At 38.2% G+C, this 21,182-nt stretch carries 16 protein-coding genes; 11 read left to right on the top strand and 5 right to left on the bottom strand.

Annotated elements, in window-relative coordinates; genetic code table 11:
• Positions 1 to 86: 86 nt before the first annotated feature.
• The 3 genes from NZD88_RS05020 to NZD88_RS05010 all read right to left on the bottom strand — a co-directional run bounded on the left by NZD88_RS05020 (position 87) and on the right by NZD88_RS05010 (position 1,674).
• Positions 87 to 563 carry a hypothetical protein gene (locus NZD88_RS05020; protein ID WP_259827896.1) on the bottom strand — a complete coding sequence of 159 codons (477 nt, stop codon included), beginning with the start codon at positions 561 to 563 and terminating at the stop codon, positions 87 to 89.
• Positions 564 to 690: 127 nt separating this feature from the next.
• Complete coding sequence (locus NZD88_RS05015) at positions 691 to 1,089, bottom strand: immunity 22 family protein (RefSeq protein WP_259827889.1); 399 nt, start codon at positions 1,087 to 1,089, stop codon at positions 691 to 693.
• A gap of 27 nt (positions 1,090 to 1,116) precedes the next feature.
• Positions 1,117 to 1,674: a YdeI/OmpD-associated family protein gene (locus tag NZD88_RS05010; RefSeq protein WP_259827887.1), complete on the bottom strand. Its 558-nt coding sequence runs from the start codon at positions 1,672 to 1,674 to the stop codon at positions 1,117 to 1,119.
• A 144-nt stretch (positions 1,675 to 1,818) separates the two neighbouring features.
• Here NZD88_RS05010 and NZD88_RS05005 point away from each other — a divergent pair, with 144 nt between their 5' ends.
• Positions 1,819 to 2,466, top strand: coding sequence for an MgtC/SapB family protein (locus tag NZD88_RS05005; protein ID WP_259827885.1), 648 nt, complete (start codon positions 1,819 to 1,821; stop codon positions 2,464 to 2,466).
• Between the two features lie 30 nt (positions 2,467 to 2,496).
• On the opposite strand, the gene NZD88_RS05000 is transcribed toward NZD88_RS05005, so the two are convergent.
• Positions 2,497 to 2,985: a copper resistance protein NlpE gene (locus NZD88_RS05000; protein WP_259827883.1), complete on the bottom strand. Its 489-nt coding sequence runs from the start codon at positions 2,983 to 2,985 to the stop codon at positions 2,497 to 2,499.
• A 386-nt stretch (positions 2,986 to 3,371) separates the two neighbouring features.
• Between NZD88_RS05000 and NZD88_RS04995 the strand changes: the two genes are divergently transcribed.
• The 4 genes from NZD88_RS04995 (at position 3,372) to NZD88_RS04980 (ending at position 8,548) form a co-directional block, all read left to right on the top strand.
• The gene (locus NZD88_RS04995) at positions 3,372 to 5,510 is read left to right on the top strand and encodes a S46 family peptidase (RefSeq protein WP_259827881.1); all 2,139 of its coding nucleotides are present in this window, start codon (positions 3,372 to 3,374) and stop codon (positions 5,508 to 5,510) included.
• Positions 5,511 to 5,581: 71 nt separating this feature from the next.
• On the top strand, positions 5,582 to 6,580 hold the full coding sequence (locus NZD88_RS04990) for a polysaccharide deacetylase family protein (RefSeq protein WP_259827880.1): 999 nt from the start codon (positions 5,582 to 5,584) through the stop codon (positions 6,578 to 6,580).
• Positions 6,577 to 7,659, top strand: coding sequence for a GNAT family N-acetyltransferase (locus NZD88_RS04985; RefSeq protein WP_259827879.1), 1,083 nt, complete (start codon positions 6,577 to 6,579; stop codon positions 7,657 to 7,659). The genes NZD88_RS04990 and NZD88_RS04985 overlap by 4 nt, the downstream gene beginning before the upstream one ends.
• 94 nt (positions 7,660 to 7,753) lie before the next feature.
• Positions 7,754 to 8,548, top strand: a complete 795-nt coding sequence (locus NZD88_RS04980; protein ID WP_259827878.1) for an MBL fold metallo-hydrolase — start codon at positions 7,754 to 7,756, stop codon at positions 8,546 to 8,548.
• 47 nt (positions 8,549 to 8,595) lie between these two features.
• On the opposite strand, the gene NZD88_RS04975 is transcribed toward NZD88_RS04980, so the two are convergent.
• Positions 8,596 to 11,463, bottom strand: a complete 2,868-nt coding sequence (locus tag NZD88_RS04975; RefSeq protein WP_259827876.1) for a M16 family metallopeptidase — start codon at positions 11,461 to 11,463, stop codon at positions 8,596 to 8,598.
• 365 nt (positions 11,464 to 11,828) lie between these two features.
• Between NZD88_RS04975 and NZD88_RS04970 the strand changes: the two genes are divergently transcribed.
• The 6 genes from NZD88_RS04970 to NZD88_RS04945 all read left to right on the top strand — a co-directional run bounded on the left by NZD88_RS04970 (position 11,829) and on the right by NZD88_RS04945 (position 21,180).
• Positions 11,829 to 13,154, top strand: a complete 1,326-nt coding sequence (locus tag NZD88_RS04970) for a sigma-54-dependent transcriptional regulator (protein WP_259827874.1) — start codon at positions 11,829 to 11,831, stop codon at positions 13,152 to 13,154.
• Positions 13,155 to 13,882: 728 nt separating this feature from the next.
• Positions 13,883 to 15,577: a potassium-transporting ATPase subunit KdpA gene (kdpA, locus tag NZD88_RS04965; protein WP_259827873.1), complete on the top strand. Its 1,695-nt coding sequence runs from the start codon at positions 13,883 to 13,885 to the stop codon at positions 15,575 to 15,577.
• A 324-nt stretch (positions 15,578 to 15,901) separates the two neighbouring features.
• Positions 15,902 to 17,941, top strand: coding sequence for a potassium-transporting ATPase subunit KdpB (gene kdpB / locus NZD88_RS04960; RefSeq protein ID WP_259827872.1), 2,040 nt, complete (start codon positions 15,902 to 15,904; stop codon positions 17,939 to 17,941).
• A 10-nt stretch (positions 17,942 to 17,951) separates the two neighbouring features.
• Positions 17,952 to 18,509 carry a K(+)-transporting ATPase subunit C gene (gene kdpC, locus NZD88_RS04955; protein ID WP_259827871.1) on the top strand — a complete coding sequence of 186 codons (558 nt, stop codon included), beginning with the start codon at positions 17,952 to 17,954 and terminating at the stop codon, positions 18,507 to 18,509.
• 13 nt (positions 18,510 to 18,522) lie between these two features.
• A complete protein-coding gene (locus NZD88_RS04950) occupies positions 18,523 to 19,611 on the top strand; it encodes a porin (protein ID WP_259827870.1) in 1,089 nt (362 codons plus the stop codon).
• A 459-nt stretch (positions 19,612 to 20,070) separates the two neighbouring features.
• Positions 20,071 to 21,180 (top strand): sensor protein KdpD, encoded by a 1,110-nt coding sequence (locus NZD88_RS04945; protein ID WP_169234303.1) that lies wholly within the window; start codon positions 20,071 to 20,073, stop codon positions 21,178 to 21,180.
• Positions 21,181 to 21,182 lie beyond the last annotated feature (2 nt).

Here is a 21,182-nt window from a genome sequence, read left to right as displayed (position 1 = left end):
TCTGCCGATACTAATAGATAAACGGTTTATAATTTCAATACTTTGAGCTTAAAAAAACAAAAAAGAGGATAAGAAGTAGTAGAATTCTATTCGTGATTTACTTTTCTATAAATAACCTCCTGATCTTTTAATCCATAGGTAGCACAATCTTCTGAAGTAAGATCTATAAGATCAAAAAATAGGTAAAAACTGTAGGTGCGTTTATTGATCAGCCTAGTATACTGGATGGTTTCTTTGACAGGGATGGTATAAGTAAAAGTCTGCCCGGGTTTCAGTTTTACTGTACTTTTGATACAGTCCTTGAAACAATCTACGTCAGCAGTATAGTTGATTTTGTTTCCAGCGTTGGGACTATTTTCTGTAATTTTTATAAGCTGCATTCTGTAGGCTGAGAAATCTTTGTTGATCTTGACTTTCTTGTTACCTGCATTAGTGACGGAAAGCTCTACAATCCCCTTACTTTGCAGATTGGCGGTAGTAGATTCAAGTTTTAGGGTACACTTTTTCTGTCCCGAAACAAAAGATACATACAAGATCAGTAAAATAAATAGAGCCTGTTTCATCAATAAATTATTAACCCTAAGATACTTAAAAAAAATAAATAGCTGGAAGCACTTAAAAACAGAAAAAGGATCACAAAAACCTTCAGCAGATTCCTGTGATCCTTATTGAATTCTTTTTAATAAAAGACTAGATATTATATTCAATCTCTCCAATATAGTATAAAGCATACTCTTCCTCGTTCACAGAAACAGGATTTGGAATGGCATGTTTATTAGCGAAAATAATAGCATTCACCGGAGTTTCCAGACCAAGTTCGTTGATCTTTTGTTCAACAATAGGAAGCCATTGATCGGCATAAGAATAATCTGTAAATTTTTCATAAATGCCTAAGCTTTCATCTTCAAAACCATACTCCAGAAAATCATAGTCAAACCATTGTATTTTCTGTGATTCAGCAAATTTTGAGACGTAAAGGTCTTCATTTTCTTCTTCTATATAATAACTTTCGTTTTCTTCAGCAAAATCATTAAAGTCATCTTCATTTTTAAAATATCCCAACCAAAAGTGTGAAATCTCTTTCTCCATAAATTATTTTTTAAGTATACCGTATGTTTATTGTAATCTTCTCGAATGTTCACTTTCATTAATAACCTTTTCCAGTCTTGAAAGCCTTGTTTTTTCCTGTTTGGCACTCATCAGCCAATGAATGATAGTCTTTTTATAAGACGGGGCCTGCTTTTCAAAAAAATCCCAGGCATTCTGATGGGTTTTAAACTGGTGTTCATACGCGGGATCAAGAATGATCTGGTCATTCTCATGCGAATAAATTCCTGTTTTGTCCTCTTTTCTTGCTTCAAATGCTTTCTGCCCTTCAGGAGTCATAAGTCCTGCTTTTGTTAGTGCTTCAACCTTTTTAATATTGATAATGCTCCAGTTGCTGTTCGGTTTTCTTGGAGTAAACCGATTATAATAACTTTCGGCATCTATGGATCTTCTGACTCCATCTATCCATCCGAAACATAAAGCCTGATCCACAGACTCAGACCAGTTCATAGAAGCTTTTCCAGTACCTTTTTTATAAAAACCTACCAGAACTTCCTTTTCTTTCATATGATGCTCTCCCAGCCATTTTCTAAATTCTTCAGGGGTTGCAAAAAATAGAGGAGCCATGGTGAATGTTTTTATTGGTATTAAAATGTAATATTACAAAACTTTTCTTTTAAATGAGAATTTGAACAGGATAAAGTCGGGATCTCAAAAAATAGGGAGATCAACTTTTTTATCGTAATTTTATTCAGGTAAAATTGATATACAATGGAATTTCTTCAGGATCATTATGCAGTCCAAAACGAGCTGTTGCTGATATTGATCTCCGTTCTTTTAGGACTGTTGATTGGTGCAGAACGGGAATACCGGAATAAATCTGCAGGCCTTCGGACCTTTATTCTGGTGTGTTTCGGATCCTGCCTGTTTACCATCCTTTCCATTAAAATAGGAGTACAAAATCCCGACCGTCTTGCGGCTAATATTATTACCGGAATAGGTTTTCTGGGAGCAGGCGTAATTTTTAAAGGGGACAATAAAATCGATGGAATCACAACGGCAACCACCATTTGGGCCACTGCCTCAATAGGAATGGCTGTAGGTTCAGGATATGTCTATCTTTCTCTTCTGGGAACAGGGTTGGTCATTTTGATCCTGAGTGCGCTGATCTATCTTCAGAATTTTATAGACAGCAGCCATAAAATCAGGGAATATAGAATAACGGTCATAGGATCAGAAGATATTAAACACTGCGAAAAAATATTTGAAGAGCATCATCTGAAATATTTTATGCTGAAAATGCAGTATACGCAGGGAAATCTTTCCATAACATGGAGACTTACGGGGAAGCATACAAAACACGATGAGGTGGTAAGAAGTCTCATCAATGATCCCAAAATTACAGCCTATCAGTTTTAGAATAAAGAAAAAAAATAAAGGCCTGAGCCTTTATTTTTTCTTGAAAACATACAGATCCTTGTTGGGACCGGTAATTTCCTGGCCGTCCATATCAAGTTGTATAAGAATGTTTTCGCCTACTTTATATTTGTAACTGGCAGTTTTTCCTTTCAGTGTAATTGAGCTTCCCGAAGCGTCCCATTCAAAAGTTCCTTTATCCTGATTTTTTGAATTCCTTTCAATATATTCTTCCGTGATACTGAAGGTTTTGTCATTATTTAAAGTAAGAGAAGTCTTAATTCCCGGGCAGTCTGCACATGGAACCACAGCTTCATAAGTACCCGGCCAATCCAGTGCATTTTCTGAAGTATCACCTGCAGCGGTAGGAGTGGCTTTTGTAATGCTGTCTGATGGTGTGGTTGCTACAGCGGCAGAATCTGTGGTGGTGTCAGTCGTTTCAGTTGTTTTTTCTTTTGGATTACAAGATGCTAAAAAGACAGCTGATGCAATTCCGAGAATGAACATTTTGTTATTCATCATAATGAAATAATTTAGATATATTAATACTTAAGTGCTGTATTTGAAACAAAAACTGAGCCAGTGAAGGGGTTTGGGGATATGGAATACGAGTTTCGAGTTTAAAGATGCGAGATCGTAGAGTTTGAGAGTACTGGGGTTTTAGAGTGAATGAATTCGGTGTTAATTATTGACGTTTTCTATTCTAAATAGTTGGGAAATTATTGAATCAATAACTTAAAGTCTCAAATCTCATGTCTGAAATCTGATGGCTACTATCTGGCATCTAAAAATCTTGATTCTTGGCTCTTGTTTCTTGAATCTGAAATCTTGAATTTCAACCCCATATTTCACTGTCCATGTAAGGCATATGTATAATATTCTTTGTAAATTGGGGCAAAATTTTGATTATGACAAAAAAGATACTTTTATCCGTATTTATTTTGCCGGCTGCTATGGCGTTCGCACAACAATATGGAGGAATGTGGATTCCGACAGAGTTGAATGAGAAGGAAATGAAGGATTTGGGAATGAAGATCTCTGCCAAAGACATTTTCAATACTCAGAAGCCGAGCATAAAGGATGCTGTTGTACAGTTTAACGGTGGATGTACTGCCGAGATCATCTCGCCTAAAGGTTTGCTACTGACCAACCACCACTGTGGATACGGGCAGATTCAGGCACATTCTACGGTTCAGAATGATCTTCTTTCCAATGGATTCTGGGCTAAGAATCCGGACGGTGAACTTCCGAATCCGGGGGTGAAAGTAGATTTCATTGTAGACATCAAAGAAGTGACTGATCATATTTTAGAAGGAACAGACAACCTGGTGGAGCCTGAACTAACTAAAAAGATCAATAAAAATATCGAGGTTTATAAAAACTCTCAGAAAATAGAATCTTACCAGTCGATCATTGTAAAATCAATGTATTATGGTAACAAATTTTACGCGTTTACTACCGAAACCTACAAAGATATCCGTTTGGTTGGGGCACCACCTCAAAGCATTGGGAAATTCGGTAGCGATACAGACAACTGGGTTTGGCCAAGACATACCGGAGATTTCTCTATGTTCAGAATTTATGCGGGTAAAGACAACAAGCCTGCGGAATATTCAAAAGACAATATCCCTTACGTTCCAAAACATTACCTGCCGGTTTCTATCAAAGATAAAGCTGAAAACGATTTCACATTCGTATTCGGATTCCCGGGAAAAACTACGGAATATCTTCCTGCAGTAGCGGTAGAGAAAATCATGACAGATATTGATCCTGCAAGAATTGCTGTTCGTGATGTAGCCCTTAAAACATTAGACGAAAAAATGCGTGTAGACAGCGAAACACGTATCAAATATGCTTCAAAATACGCTTCAGTAGCTAATTACTGGAAAAAATGGATCGGTGAAGTGGAAGGGTTAAAAAAATCCAATGCAGTCGAGAAAAAAGTAATGTATGAAGGTTCTCTTGTCGCTAAAAACCCTGAGATCAAAACGACTTTGGACCAGTTGAATAAACTGTACAATGATCAGGCTCCTTATGCATTGAACAATGCCTATTATACAGAGGTTGTAAGAAATGCTGAAACCCTGAAACTGGCTGGCGATTACTACGATTATATAGCTTCTGTGGAATCCGGGAAAATGGAAGAAAAAGAGCTTACCAAATTAAAATCAAAAGTAACCTCATTCTACAAAGACTACAGTGCAGAGCTTGATGCTAAGGTAACAGCGAAATTACTGGCCTTATACGCTAATAAAACGGCACCACAATTCTTACCTGCGGGATTCAATAAGTATAAAGACGAAAATCAGAATATCCCGATGATCGAGGAGATGTCTAAAAATTCAATCGTCACAGGAAGAGCACAGGTAAACGGAGCAGCTCTTACAGGAGATATTGAAAAAGCATTCTCCAACCAGGACAAGCTGATCAAGACGTTGAAAAAAGATCCTATTTATCAGCTGTATGCTTCAATGAAAGAAACCTATATGAAAACGGCAGATCCTCAGTTTACTTCTCTTCAGGGGAAAATTGATGACCTTCAGAAGAAATTCATGGCGCAGCAGATGGCAACGGATAAAGACAGAAAATTCTTCCCTGATGCCAACTCTACACTTCGTGTTACCTACGGAAAAGTAAAGGGTTCTACACCTAGAGATGCTGTTTCTTATGGTTATCAAACGCATCTTGCAGGAGTGATGGAAAAATATGTTCCCGGAGATTATGAATTTGATGTTCCTAAAAAGCTGATCGATCTTTACAACAAAAAAGATTACGGAAACTACAAAGACAAAACGGGAGATGTTCCGGTAGGATTTACGGCTACCAACCACACCACAGGAGGAAACTCAGGGAGCCCGGCTCTTGATGCCAACGGAAATCTTGTAGGCCTGAACTTCGACAGACAGTGGGAGGGAACCATGAGTGATATCAATTACGACCCGCGTTTCAGCCGAAACATTATGGTAGATACCAAATATATTCTCTTCATTATCGAAAAATTTGCCGATTCAAAATGGCTTATCGACGAAATGAAGGTGATAAAATAATACATAAAAGTAATACCTTTAAGAATCTATTTGAATATCATTTAAATAGATTCTTTTTTTATTTAACAGAGATGAAAGATAAGATCATCAGTTTACTGGCTGCTTTTGAAACGGAAAATCTGGGGAAATCTTTCCCGATGGATTACTGTCTGCCTGTCTATCATTGTGTTTCTGATGAAAATTTACCACACATCAGACACATCATTCAATATAAAAATACAAAGCAGTTTGAAGAAGATCTGGATTGCCTTTCAAAACATTTTCAGTGGGTCAGCTGGTCAGAGTTCAAAGACTTTGTCAGTGGCAATTTTAAGCCTAAAAAAAAGATAGCTCTGCTGACTTTTGATGACGGTTTCAGGGAGTTTTACGAGACCGTAATTCCTATTCTGGAGCGGAAGGGAATCTATGCCTGCAATTTTATAAATCCGGCTTTTATTGATAATCAGGAACTGATGTTCAGATGTAAGGCCAGCTTAATCATCGACGAAGTAGAAAAGACCCAAAAGATAGATTCTGAGGTTTTCAGGATACTTTCATTGGAGAATCCGACAAAAGAACAGCTTAAACAGCAGATATTAAAGATCAATTATCATAAAAGAGAGATCCTTGATAAGCTCACCGAAAAATTTGAAATTGACTGTAAAGCCTACTTAAAAGAACATAGTCCTTATCTGACAACCGATCAATTAAAAATACTGACTCAGAAAGGCTACGGCATTTCTTCTCACAGCTGGGATCATCCCAAATACAACGAATTATCTTTGCAGGAACAGATGGAAAGTACAAAACTTACCTTTAACTATTTAAAAGAAAATAATTTGATGTACGACAGTTTTGCGTTTCCGTTCACAGACTTTGGCGTGAAGAAAGATTTTTTTGATGAGCTGTTTAAAAACAAGGAGATATTCTGCTGTTTTGGAAGTGCAGGGGTAAAATTTGACAGTATCGATCGGCTTTTCCACAGAATTCCAATGGAAATGGGCGAAAGTGGAGAAAAAACTTTAAAAAAAGAAACCGCCTATTTCAGACTGAAAAAGATCATAAACAAAAATAAAATAGTGAGAAGATGATGGAGTTGAAGACATTGAATAAAAAAGAACTTGACGATTTTGTTTCATCAGGGGATTTCAGCAATTTTGACTTTCTTCCTATTTCAGAACACCGGGCAAAATCCCATATCAGAAACCTGAAAGCTCTGGATAATCAGACCCTTTTAGTTCTGGCATTTTATGACGGAAAGTTAGCCGGATATGTAGGGTGTTTTCCCGATAATTATCTGATAGACGGGAAAATATTCCACTATGCGTGGTTGAGTACATTGTATGTGAGTGAAGAATTCCGTGGAAAAAGAATTGCAAAAACATTGTTGAACAAAATGTTTGAGGAATATGACGGGAATATCATCGCAACCGAATTCACGAAAGAAGCAGAATCCCTGTACAATATGCTGGGCGTTTTTCAATATGCTTTTCCAAAGTCAGGAAAAAGATATTATTTCCGTTCAGATGCAGCTTACATTATTCCTGCGAAAAAACCCGGACTGAAGTCTGTAAAACCTGTTTTTCAATTGACGGATGCCGCAGCGAATTCTTTGATTACTGTAAAAAATTCATCCATAAAAAAGCCCAGCCTCAGATTTGAGATCCTTGATCATATCGATACCGAAAGTTCAGAATGGATGTCAAAATTCCGGAGCAGACGAAATGCCGATGAGATCAATGTATTTATAAAAAATCCCTGGGTTATTCAAAGTAAAAAGAAAGAAGAAAAATATCTTTTTTCAAGTTATGCTGAGGTTTTCAAGTATGTTTGGGTTAAAGTATATGATGCCCATAATGCATTGAGCGCTTGCTCACTGCTCCAGCTCAGGGACGGAAACCTTAAGATCCCTTATCTGTTTTCAGAAGTTCCTGGTTTAGACCATTTCATTGATTTTCTAAGCTACTTTATCGTCAAGAATAAAGTGAAAACCCTAACGAGTTATCAGCAAGAACTCAATAAAAAATTGGAAGAATCTAAAACTTTCCCTAAGATCTACAAACGTGATTTTGAAAGAAGATACCTCTTCCACAAACAGCTTATCGAACATCTTCCGAAAGGCTTTGATCCGGAATATCAGGATGGAGATGGCGACTGTATGATGACTTAAATAAGAAACCCCATTTTAAAATAGATATAGATTTTATCTCTTGAAAATTAAATTTTAAATGTTTGAATCTATGTAATTTTAGAAAAAGCTTCTTATGAATAATAACACTCTCAGAATGTGTACAGAATGCGGTACACAATATCCAGACAATTATCCAGGAAATATATGTATAATTTGTGAAGATGAGCGACAGTCTGTTCCGGAAAGCGGACAATCCTGGACTACTCATGAAAAGCTGTTGGAAAAGCACAGCGTCAAAATCAAAAAAATAAACGATAACCTGTATGAGTTTACGGTAAATCCCAGATTTTCTATTGGCCAGCGTGCCCTTTTTATAATTTCTGAAAATGGAAATCTGATGTGGGACTGTATTCCTTTAATAGATGAAGGTGTTATTGAGTTTATTAAATCAAAGGGAGGACTAAAAAATATTGCCCTTTCACACCCTCATTACTATTCGATTATGAAAATGTGGGCGGAGACTTTTGACTGCAAAATTCTTATCCATGAAAAAGATAAAGAATGGGTAGTAAATGGTGGGAACGCTGTAGAATACTGGAGTACTGAAGAAATGGAACTTTGGGATGCTTTGAAACTACATAATATAGGCGGACATTTTGATGGAAGCTCCATCATTGAAATCCCCTGGATGAGTGAAGGAGGAACATTATTAATAGGGGATACCATGTACCTGGCTCCGTCTTTAAAACATTACGCCATTATGAGAAGCTACCCCAACCGGATTCCGCTGCCATTGAGCGAAATTAAAAGGATTCAAAAACGTTTTGAAAATATAAATTTTGATACCATTTACGGTTTTTATTCTTATCAAAATACAGAAAAAAATGCAAAAGAAATTCTGAGAAATTCTTTCTCCAGGTATCAATAAAAAATTCGGGAAATATTTCCCGAATTTTTTATTGATATGATGTTGAATTAATGTCCGAAAATATCTGTCAAGCTTAATTCTTTGAATTGGCCCATCTCGTTGACGGCCTCCATATCCAGGTTTTCTTTCTTGCCGATAATAGCGGTGTTAAAATGTAACGGCTTGATCTCTATCTGATAGAATTTCTTCACATCTTCAAAGGTCAGATTTTCGATCTGTCCGTAGATGTCTTTTCTGAAATCATGGTAGATGTTCAGTTTTTTCAAACGCAATGTGTTGAAAAATATATTGTTTCGGGTAATTCTGGTGGAAGCAATTTGTTTCAATGCTGCATTTCTGGCATTTTCAAACTGGATTGGAACTTCAGGAAGTTCGTCCATCAGCTCGCTCATCGTGCTTACCGCAGTCCGAAGCTTATCTGGCTGGGTTCCGATGTATGTTGTGATATAATCCGGATGTCCCAGTTCAGAATTGGCGGCATAAGAAACGTAAGCTGAATAGGCTAAACTTTTGCTTTCACGGATCTCCTGGAAAACGATAGAAGAAAGTCCTCTTCCGAAATATTCATTAAAGACATTGATCTTTCCGAAATTTGAAGTGTTTACCTCATGTCCTCTTCCTACTTTGCTCATTTCCATCTGTACCATATCGTAATCTGTGAAATAGACATTTCCGTTGGTTTCGGGTTCAGGATATTGCTTTGGCTCAGGAATCTGGAAACTTGCATCTTCTACATATTTTCCAATATACTGTTTGAAGTTTTCAAGATTTTTTCCATAGAAAAACACCTGATATGGATATTTGAAAAGCTTTTTCATTCGGTCTGTAAAAACCTCTGCATGGCTGCTTTCAAGTTCCTCTTGCGAAATAATATCCGTATAACGGGAGAAGCTGCCCAGTTTTGTGTAATTGGTAAGGGCAGTCATGATCCGGTTTTTATCTTTTTTGGAAGCCTGACGGTTTTCCAAAACAGTTTCTATAAACTGTTTGTAGATCTCCTGATCCGGTTTTACTTCATACATCCAGTGCTGAAGAAGGGCAATCCCTTTTTCGATATTTTCTTCCAGCCCGCTCAGTGAGATCAGAAGCTGATCATTGGTGGTTTTAAAATCATTGCTGACCCCAATCTTAAAGAACTCCTGTTTTAAATCCTCAGGCGAAAGATCTTCAGTTCCAAGATACTGAAGGAGCTGCGTGGAAATTCCAAGATCCCTGTCATGATCACCTCCAAAAGGAAAAATAAAGTGAACCTGTGCAATATCATTGTATTTATTATGAACGAAGCTCAGCTTTTTATCCTTGATGGTATCCGTAAGGATTTCCTTCTCGTAATCAATGAATTCCGGCTGTATATCTTCCGTTTTTTCTTCGATAATTTCTTTTAAAAAATCAGACTGTGCTTCACGGTTGATCTTAATCGGAGTAATTCCAGGATTTTCAACTCTTACCAATTGGTCATTAACACCTTTCTCTTTGTAAACTTCAACATAATTGTCTTTAAAAAAAGTATTGGCAAAATCTATAACCTCTTCTTTGGTGAAGCTTTCATACTCATCCATTTCATTTAGTTCTTGCTCCCAGGATCTTCCTTTGATGTACGTATCATACAGATTCGTAGCCAGTCCATCTGCTGTTTCAAGGCCTTTCAGACGTTGAAGTTTAAAATCATTGACGATCGCAGGAAGAATCCAGTCCGGAAAGTCTCCCTTTTTGATCAGCTCTATCTGCTCCAGAACCATTTCTTTTGCTTCGTCCATCGTCTGTGTTTCCTTTGGAACAGCTACAATAGAAAAATATCCGTATTGCTTTAGACCTACAGAAAAAGCCTGCGCCCAAAGCATCCTTTGGGTTTGATTGATATTAAGGTCAAGCAATCCCGCTTCCCCTCTGTTGCTGAGAATATTGGCTGTAATATCAGCCAGCATAGCTTCCCGGGTTCCATAGCTGTCTGTTCTCCAGGCCAGCTGAACTCTTGGAGTCGTAGGACTTTTTACGGTTCTTTTTATAATTTCCGTTAATGGCTGTTCAATGACAGGCGTCTTTTTCGGAAGTTCCCGGTAAGGAATCGTTCCAAAATATTGATTAACAAGCTGAATCGTTTCCTCGAAATCCAGATCACCCACCAAAACCATCGCATAATTATTTGGAACGTAATATTCATCAAAATACTTATGAATAGCCTTCATGGAAGGGTTTTTCAGGTGTTCCGGTTTTCCGATGGTCGTTTGCTGACCATTCGGGTGGGTAGGAAAAAGAGCATCCATCAATTCATAATTGACCAGCCTTGAATCATTATCCTGAGCTCTGTTAAACTCCTCATATACAGATTCCAGCTCCGTATGGAAAAGTCGGAGGACAACCTCTGAAAATCTTTCCTTTTCTATTTTAAGCCATTTTTCAAGCTCATTGTTCGGAACATTATTTTTATAAACCGTCTCATCAAACCAGGTATGGGCATTCGTTCCGCTGGCGCCCAGTGAAGAGATTACTTTGTCATATTCATTGGCGATGGCATACTGGCTTGCCTCCTGGGATACTTCATCTATTTTTTTATAGATCTCCTTTTTCTTTTCAGGATTCTGTTCCGCTTTGTGATCTTCATATAAAGCTGAAATCTGATCAAGAAGTTCCTTTTCCTTTTCCCAGTTCTGCGTTCCGATCTTCGAAGTTCCTTTAAACATCATGTGTTCAAGATAATGTGCCAAACCCGTATTGTCAGAAGGATCATTATTGCTCCCCGTTCTCACAGGAATATACGTCTGTATCCTGGGTGCATCAAAATTTTGGGCAAGAAAAACCTTTAAGCCATTCTTCAGCGTATAAATTCTTACCTTATTTTCATCATGGGTTACTGTAGTATATTCGTAGTTGTTTTTATCTGTATGAACCGTTTCTCTGTATCTCTTGTCAATCATAAGCTAACTCATTTCATTCTTTTAGATCCGAATGAACTACAAATGTAAGCAATCAAAGAAAGTTTCGGTGTGTTTTTGTTACTATTACATCTATAGTTTCGATTTGTAGGAACGAATAGGTCAGGAAAAGGGAAGTTATTGAGGTACGAAAGTATAACTGCAGAGCAAGCTTTATTAATTTAAAAAATTACTCCATCAAATTTAAAGTAGCTGGTTAAGAATGAATGTCCAATAGTAACTTCCATCCTCCCTCTTCCAGCTTCCATTACTTTTTGACGCAGGTTCAGATTAAATTTCATCCAACTCCTGTTCATTTGCTCAAAAAATTCAATAAGTTTGCATCAGGTTTTCCAAAAACAACCACTATGTCCGGAAACATTCTGATCATCGATGATGAGATCAAGCTCCTTAAACTACTGGGGATGATCCTTTCCCAAGAAAATTTTAATGTCAAAGAATCTTCTACAGCACGTTCTGCAATGACCATGCTCGAGCAGCATGAATTTGATGTCGTTTTATGTGATGTCCGGCTTCCCGACGCTTTTGGGGTAGAACTCGTACGCTCCATCAAAACCAAATATCCACATCAGGAAATTATTCTGATGACAGCTTTCGGGAATATTACCGATGCGGTCCAGGCTATGAAAAACGGGGCATATGATTATCTGGTGAAAGGAGACGACAATGAGAAAATCATTCCGTTGGTGTATAAGGCATTAGAAAAAGTAAAGGATAACCGTTCTAAAATTGTTCAAAAAACAACCATATCAAAAGGATTCGGACAGATCATAGGAACTTCTCCTTTGATTCTTCAGTCTAAAAAGCTTGCTGAAAAAGTAGCTTTAACGGATGCCGCCGTACTTCTGACCGGAGAAACAGGAACCGGAAAAGAAGTTTTCGCCAATGCTATCCACGAAGGAAGCGATAGAAAGAAAAATAATTTTGTAGCCATCAACTGTTCTGCGTTCAGTAAAGAAATACTGGAAAGTGAACTTTTCGGACATAAACAAGGCGCTTTTACGGGTGCTGTAAAGGATAAAAAAGGGCTGATCGAAGAAGCTAATGGAGGAACATTATTTCTGGATGAAATAGGAGAGATGCCAATAGAGCTGCAGGCCAAACTGCTTCGTGTCCTAGAAACCGGAGAGTTTATCAAAATGGGTGAAACGAAAGTTTCAAGATCAGATTTCAGACTGATTGCTGCGACCAACAGAGATCTGGAGCATGAAATAAAGCAAGGCCAATTCCGGGAAGATCTCTATTTCCGACTGAATGTATTCGAAATTCATCTTCCACCGCTGCGTGAAAGAAAAGAGGATCTGAAAATGCTGGCCAAAAATTTTATCGATATTTTCTCACGAAAACTTCATCTTTCAAACCTTGAGGTCAATCCGGATTATTTTAAAACACTGGAAAAAAACGACTGGAAGGGAAATATCCGTGAGCTTAGAAACGCTGTGGAAAGAAGTCTTATTTTAATGGAAGACAATATTCTGGATGCTGAAAGTCTGCCGCATTATTCAGATAAAATTGTTCCTGAAAGCGACTCATTAAGCATGAGATCCCTGGAAAAAATACACATCCAAAAAGTCCTTCAATATACGAAAGGAAATAAAGCTGAAGCCGCCAGACTGTTGGAAATCGGCATTGCAACACTGTACCGTAAGCTGGAAGAATATGGATGGAGGTAAATGGGTTGCGGAGTTTGAGAGTTTTAGGGCTTGAAGGGTCGGAGAGTTTTAGGGTTTGAGAGTATATGAGTGTAAAAGGGAGCTAGTAATTAAGACATATATTTTGAGAGTCTGAAATCTCATGTCTGACATCTAAAATCTTAACTCTTAATTCTTGTTTTTTGAATCTCTCATTCACCATTGACTTGCAAAACAAAATTCACCATTAACGTTTTCCAATTCTCGTCTTAATCTAAAAGTCTCATGTCTCATGTCTAAAATCTAACATCTAATCTCTAACATCTAATCAATCCCTATCATTTCAATAAACGAGCCTATCAAAATGGTAGGCTTTTGTGTTTTGATAGGGTTGAGTTATTTGATTTAAGCAGTTGTTATTTAGTTGTTTAAGTGTTTTGTTTTCAGAATGGGCCATCTTTTGGCCTATAGGACATGAATAAAATATTTTAAAAATGACAATTTCAAGAAAAACGTTCAAAAAACGTGAGCATGCAGGCTTCAGCCTGCTGATGGTATCGTACGTACTGTTAACCCTATTAACCTTAATAATAACGATATGATGCTTATAAGTTTGATCCTGCTTTTTGCAGTGATGTTCTGGCTTCTTTACAAATCCGTCGAATTTTTTGATAAAATATAAAAATATGTGGAGTTTATTTTTCCTTTCAATTCTGGCCTTTGTGTACATCTGCTACGTTTTGCTGAAACCTGAAAAATTTTAACTGGTCATGAATACAGAAATTTTAGGCGTTATTGCCATGTTTGTCATTACATTAGTCATTGGAATATTTCTGGGGAAATACATTGCTAATGTGTACGGGTACAAAAAGACCTTTTTAGATCCTGTTTTTGAACCTGTTGAAAAATTAATTTATACAATATCGGGGATCAATCCAAACCGTCAGATGACCTGGAAACAGAATATGTATGCCATGCTGACGATCAACCTGGTTTGGTTCGTGATCGGATTCCTGATTCTGATGACTCAGTCCTGGCTTCCCTTAAATCCTGACGGAAACCCGAATATGTCACCTGATCTTGCCTTTAATACGGCTATTTCCTTTTTGGTGAACTGTAACCTTCAGCATTATTCAGGAGAAACGGGAGTGAGCTATTTAAGCCAGCTTTATCTGATGTTCCTGCAGTTTGTAACTGCAGCCACCGGAATGGCAGCAATGGCCGTTCTTTTCAAAGCTTTTAAAGAGAAAACAACGACAGAATTAGGGAATTTCTATGATTTCTTTACTAAATCTGTGATCAGAATACTCGTTCCAATCAGTATCCTTGTTGCCCTGATCCTTTCCGCCAATGGAAGTCCGATGACTTTCGAAGGAAAAGATCATATTACAACGCTGGAAGGACAGAAAATTGATGTTTCAAGAGGTCCTGTAGCCGCTTTTGTGGCGATCAAGCATTTGGGAACCAATGGAGGAGGGTTCTTCGGAGCCAACTCAGCACATCCGCTTGAGAACCCGAACTATGTGACAAATATGACCGAAATGGTTACTCAGATGATCATCCCGTTTGCATTGGTTTTTGCATTGGGATTTTATCTGAAAAAGAGAAAACTGTCTTGGGTGATCTTTATCGTAATGACGGTCGGTTTCCTGGCACTTGCCGTTCCAAACGTGGTCAATGAAACAAACGGTAATCCTCTCATCACACAGATGGGCGCAGACAGTAGCCTTGGAGCGATGGAGGGCAAAGAGATCCGTTTCGGAAGTGCATCTTCAGGATATTGGAGTATTGCAACGACAGTGATCTCAACAGGTTCTGTGAACTCCATGCATGACAGCACGATGCCGCTTTCAGGAATGAACGAGCTGCTGGCTATGATGATCAACTGCTTCTACGGAGGCTGCGGTGTCGGAATTCTAAATTATTTTATCTTTATCATTCTCGCTGTATTTATCAGTGGTCTGATGGTGGGAAGGACGCCGGAATTCATGGGTAAAAAGATTGAAGCTAAAGAAATGAAGATCGCAATGATCGTCGCTCTTTTCCATCCGTTCTTAATACTTGTAGGAACAGCGTTAACCGCCTATCTGCCGGAATTCGGAGCAAAAATATTGAATAATCCGGGTTTCCATGGGTTTAGTGAAATGTTGTATGAATTCACTTCCTCTTCTGCGAACAACGGTTCCGGATTTGAAGGTCTTGGCGACAATACCCCTTGGTGGAATATCTCAACAGGAATTGTATTGCTGTTATCCAGATTTATTCCCATCATCGGACCGATAGCAATTGCAGGATTATTGGCACAGAAAAAATTCATCCCGGAAAGTTCAGGAACTCTGAAAACGGATACAGCTACTTTCGGCTTTATGACGTTGGCGGTGATCCTGCTTATTGCGGCGCTGTCTTTCTTCCCGGCATTAACATTGGGACCTATCGCAGAACAGATCCAGTATTTCTCTAAATAAAAAGAAAATTAATTTTTTGAACCATTAAGAAGATAAAAGAGGTTAAGAATATTAAGCTGTACGCCCAATATGAAACAGGCTTAAAAATATTCTTTTGAATATAATCTTAATTCTTCTTCACTTCTAAATAGCTCTTAATGGTTTAAGTATCAATAATTAAAATTACAATCAATAGTTAACCATTAGGAGGATTGAAATATCAGGAAACCAGTCTAAAACTCATCGAAACATTCACCTGAATATATTATCCATTTCCACTCCTTTTAGTTTTATTCTTTCTTAATGGTTACCATTGATTTATAATGATATAACTCTTTCAAAAAAATGAAAAATCAATCACAGACATTGTTTCAAAAAGATTTGGTGAACGAAGCGATCAAGCAGTCCTTCGTTAAACTGAATCCGAAAATCATGTTTAAAAATCCCGTGATGTTCCTGGTGGAAGTCGGAACAGTGGTGATGTTTATTGTAAGTCTTTTCAGTCTTACAGGGGACAAATCACAAGGGAGCTTTGCTTATAACTTTACCGTATTTATTATTTTATTTTTTACGGTTCTTTTCGCCAATTTTGCTGAAGCCATTGCCGAAGCAAGAGGAAAGGCACAAGCGGATACGCTTAGAAAAACGCGTGAAGAAACTCCAGCCAAAGTCGTGGTAGACAACAAACCGGGATTTCAGATAGAAACCGTTCTCAGAATGTCTGCTGAAATGAAACTGGGCGATATTTTCCTTTGTGAAACCGGGGATCAGATCCCGATGGATGGGGAGATTATTGAAGGACTTGCTACCATTGATGAATCGGCAATCACCGGAGAAAGTGCGCCCGTGATCCGTGAATCCGGAGGAGATAAAAGCTCCGTAACGGGCGGAACAAAAGTTCTTTCCGACAGAATAAAAGTGAAGGTAACAACTAAACCGGGAGAATCCTTTTTAGATAAAATGATTGCCCTTGTGGAAGGAGCTTCAAGACAGAAAACACCTAATGAAATCGCATTAACTATACTTTTGGCAGGATTTACCCTGACCTTTATTATCGTCACACTCACTTTAAAACCTTTTGCAGACTACGCGCAGACTCCCATTACCATTGCGGCATTTATATCACTTTTCGTTTGTTTGATTCCCACAACCATTGGAGGTCTGCTTTCTGCAATCGGGATCGCCGGAATGGACAGAGCTTTGAGAGCGAATGTAATTACTAAAAGCGGTAAAGCAGTAGAAACTGCCGGAGATATTGATGTACTGCTTCTTGATAAAACAGGAACCATTACCATCGGAAACCGTAAAGCAACAGAATTTCACCCTGCTGACGGAATCAGACTACCGGATTTCATTAAAGCTTCTGCCTTAAGCTCAGTAGCGGATGAAACACCGGAAGGAAAATCCATTATAGAACTAAGCCAGCTGAAATCAGAAGATCTTCTTGTTCCCAATCCCGTCTATATTGATTTCTCAGCAGAAACGAGAACCTCAGGAATCGATTTTGAAGACACAAGGATCAGAAAAGGAGCGTATGACACGATAAAAAAACTGACTGAAAAAGCCGGGAATATCTTCCCGAAAGAAACCCAGGATGCTGTTACCAAAATTTCTGAAAACGGGGGAACTCCTCTTGTTGTAAGCGTTAATGAAAAAGTCTGGGGCGTCATCGAACTTCAGGATATCATTAAAACAGGAATTCAGGAACGTTTCCAAAGACTGAGAAAAATGGGGGTAAAAACGGTGATGGTAACCGGAGATAATCCTCTGACTGCAAAATTCATCGCTGAAAAAGCAGGTGTAGATGATTTCATTGCGGAAGCCAAGCCTGAAGATAAAATGAACTACATCAAAAAAGAACAGCAGGAAGGAAAGCTTGTTGCTATGATGGGAGACGGAACGAATGATGCTCCGGCATTAGCTCAGGCTGATGTGGGGGTAGCGATGAACAGTGGAACACAGGCCGCAAAAGAAGCCGGTAACATGGTAGACCTTGACAATGACCCTACAAAACTGATTGAGATTGTAGAAATTGGAAAACAGCTGCTGATGACCCGCGGAACATTGACGACTTTCAGTATTGCGAATGACGTTGCTAAATATTTTGCCATTATTCCTGCACTGTTCATTACCTTCATTCCATCACTGCAGAAGTTAAATATCATGAATCTTCACAGTCCGGAAACAGCAATTTTATCAGCCGTTATTTTCAATGCCGTGATTATTCCTTTCCTTATTCCACTGGCGTTAAAAGGAGTTGCCTACAAACCGATCGGTGCCAGTGCATTATTGAGAAGAAACCTTTTTATTTATGGTTTGGGTGGTGTTATTGTTCCTTTCATCGGTATTAAGATCATTGATTTAGTGGTTAGTTTATTCTATTAAAATTTTAAAAATGAAAAATCATATTGTTACAGCATTCAGACTCACTTTTGTAATGCTGGCTATCGTAGGAATTTATCTGCTTATCGTGTACGGAGGCTCAAAAATGTTGCCTACAAAAGGAAATGCTGAGATCATTACCCAAAGCGGGCAGAAGTTTTACGCGAATATCGGGCAGGAATTTAAATCTGAAAAATACTTTCACGGGCGTCCATCATCTGTTAATTATAATGCAGCAGGAAGCGGTGGAAGCAATAAAGGCCCAAGTAACGAAGAATACCTTGAAACCGTTAAAAAAAGAATAGACACTTTAAAAATGGAACATCCGGGAATGGAGAATACAAAAGTTCCTGTAGAGCTGGTTACAGCTAGTGGAAGCGGTCTCGATCCCGATATTTCTGAAGAAGGCGCTTTGTATCAGGTAAAGAAAATTGCTGAAGTACGAAATCTTTCTGAGGAAAAAGTAAGAGATTTAGTGAAAAATCAAACAGAGAAACCATTTTTAGGGCTTTTAGGGCCATCAAAAGTAAATGTGCTGAAGCTTAATATCGCTTTAGATCAATTAAAATAATCTAGCTATTACCGTGAAAAAATATATCATTACCAGTGCCGTATTATTCGGGATCTTTTTCCCGAAAGCACAGTCATCAGATTCATTAAAAACAGAAAATAAAGTAACATTTTCTGCCTATGCAGAACTTTTCTACACTTATGATTTGAATGAACCTGCCAATCATTTCCGTCAGAATTTTTTGTACTCTTACAACAGGCATAATGAGCTCAATCTAAATTTAGGATTGGTAAAAGCGAATTACCAAAGTGAGAACCTTCGTGCTAATGTGGCTTTAATGGCCGGAACGTATGCACAGGATAATATGGCTGCGGAACAGGACGCATTACGTTATGTTAACGAAGCAAATATTGGAATTAAGATTTCAAAGAACAAAAACTTGTGGATCGATGCCGGAATTATGCCTTCCCACATCGGTTGGGAAAGCGCTATAGGAAAAGACAATATCAACCTGACCAGAAGTTTTGCCGCTGAAAATTCGCCTTATTTTGAAACCGGAGCGAAGGTTTCCTATACATCAGATAGCGGAAAATGGTTTGTAAGCGGACTAGTGCTGAATGGTTGGCAACGTATTGCAAAGCCGGAAGGAAATCAGACTATTTCTTTCGGGCACCAGGTGACCTACAAACCGACAGAAAAGATTACGCTGAACAGCAGCTCTTTCATCGGAAACGACAAATCAAAGGATGAAAAAAGAATGCGTTATTTCCATGATCTCTATGGAAGTTTTCAGCTGACAGATCAATTTTCCGCTTTGCTGGGCTTTGATATCGGAGCAGAGCAGAAAGAAAAAGGAAGCAGCAGCTACAATATCTGGTACACTCCCAATGTATTGATGAAATACCAGCTCGACAGTAAATGGGCCCTGGCAGGAAGGTTTGAATATTACAATGATAAAAATGGGGTGATCATCAGTACCAAAACACCCAATGGTTTCCAAACCTTCGGATATTCCCTGAATGTAGATTATGCAATTATGAAAAACGTGGTTTTCCGTACTGAGGCAAGAGGCTTCACGTCCAAAGATGCCATTTTTGTAAAGAATGGTGAGATGAAGCAAGGGAATTTCTTTATCACGACAAGTCTGGCTGCATGGTTTTAGAAAGTGAAGAGTGAATAATGAAGAGTGAAAAATAGATAATTTACCACAAAAGGCACAAAAGTTTTTTTATGCTTAAGCTATTTGAAGTTTAAATGCTTTTTGAAGAAGAAGATCACATAAGTTTTAAAAAAAATCAAAGATTTTTATTCCATCGAATGATTAAAGATCTGTGTAATCTGCGGGAGATAAAAAAATATTTATCAAGAGAGTAACAAAGCCTTATGATTTGTATGTTTTTATAAAACCAAAAGTTATAACAAAGACACTATTAAACCAAACCGACGATAATTCCCCTCCCGTGGAGGGGTGGCGAAAATTCAAAGAATTTTTGACGAGGTGGTTCAAGGTAGTTAAAGAAAAAATGCCCCAAATAATCGTAACTTACTTATACATTTTGAAGTGTTGGAAAATAAACCTTTTGTGCCTTTTGTATTAAAAAAAATAAAGCAAAAAAAATCAATGTCATCAGCAAAACATTTTTTAGAATTGATCCAGAAATCCCGGAAAGGAAAATTTAAGATCTATATCGGGATGAGCGCAGGCGTGGGAAAAACTTTCCGCATGCTTCAGGAGGCACAATCTCTTCTGCGTAACGGCATTGACGTAAAGATCGGGTATATAGAAACCCACGATCGGGAAGAAACGGTAGCTCTTACAGATGGAATTCCGGAAATTTCAAGAAGGTCAGTTTTCTACAAAGGTAAAAGTCTGGAAGAAATGGATCTTCAGGCCATTATCAATGAACATCCCGAGGTGGTTCTTGTGGATGAATTGGCTCATACGAATGTAGAAGGTTCAAAAAATAAAAAAAGATGGCAGGATGTGCTGGAAATCCTTGATAACGGGATCAATGTCATCAGCGCCATGAATATCCAGCATATTGAAAGCCTGAATGAAGAAGTAAAAAATATCACAGGAATAGAAGTGGCAGAACGTGTTCCTGATAAAATTTTGAGTCTTGCCGATGAGGTGGTCAATATAGACCTTACCGCCGATGAACTGCTCACTCGTTTGAAAGAAGGAAAAATTTATAAAAAAGAAAAGATTCAAACTGCGCTTACCAATTTTTTTCAAAGCGGACATATTTTGCAACTTCGGGAACTTGCTTTAAAAGAAGTCGCTGCACACGTAGAAAGAAAGGTCGAAACAGAGATTAAAACAGAAAATTTTAAACCCATAAAATTTCTGGCTTGCATCAGCAGTAATGAGAAGATCGCTAAAAATATCATCCGGAAAACGGCCCGTCTGGCGAGTTACTACAACAGTCAGTGGACGGTTCTATACGTTCAGAAGCCGTCAGAAAATCCTGAAAAAATTGCTCTCGACAAACAGCGGTATTTGATTAATAATTTTAATTTAGCACAGGAATTGGGGGCGAAAGTGGTTCGCATAAAAGAAAGCAGCGTCCACAAAGGAATTCTGGAGTATGTGATCGCTCATAATATCACAACGGTATGCATCGGAAAACCCCACGCAGAGCTCTGGCAGCGTCTTTCCGGCTATAGCTGGATTTACACGCTGATGAACAGACTCAATGAAAAGCAGATAGATATTATTATTTTATCGTAGAA

The sequence above is a fragment of the Chryseobacterium pyrolae genome (assembly GCF_025153485.1).
In the GTDB taxonomy this organism is placed as follows: Bacteria; Bacteroidota; Bacteroidia; order Flavobacteriales; family Weeksellaceae; genus Chryseobacterium; species Chryseobacterium antibioticum.
This window is presented reverse-complemented; position numbering and strand designations above follow the sequence as displayed.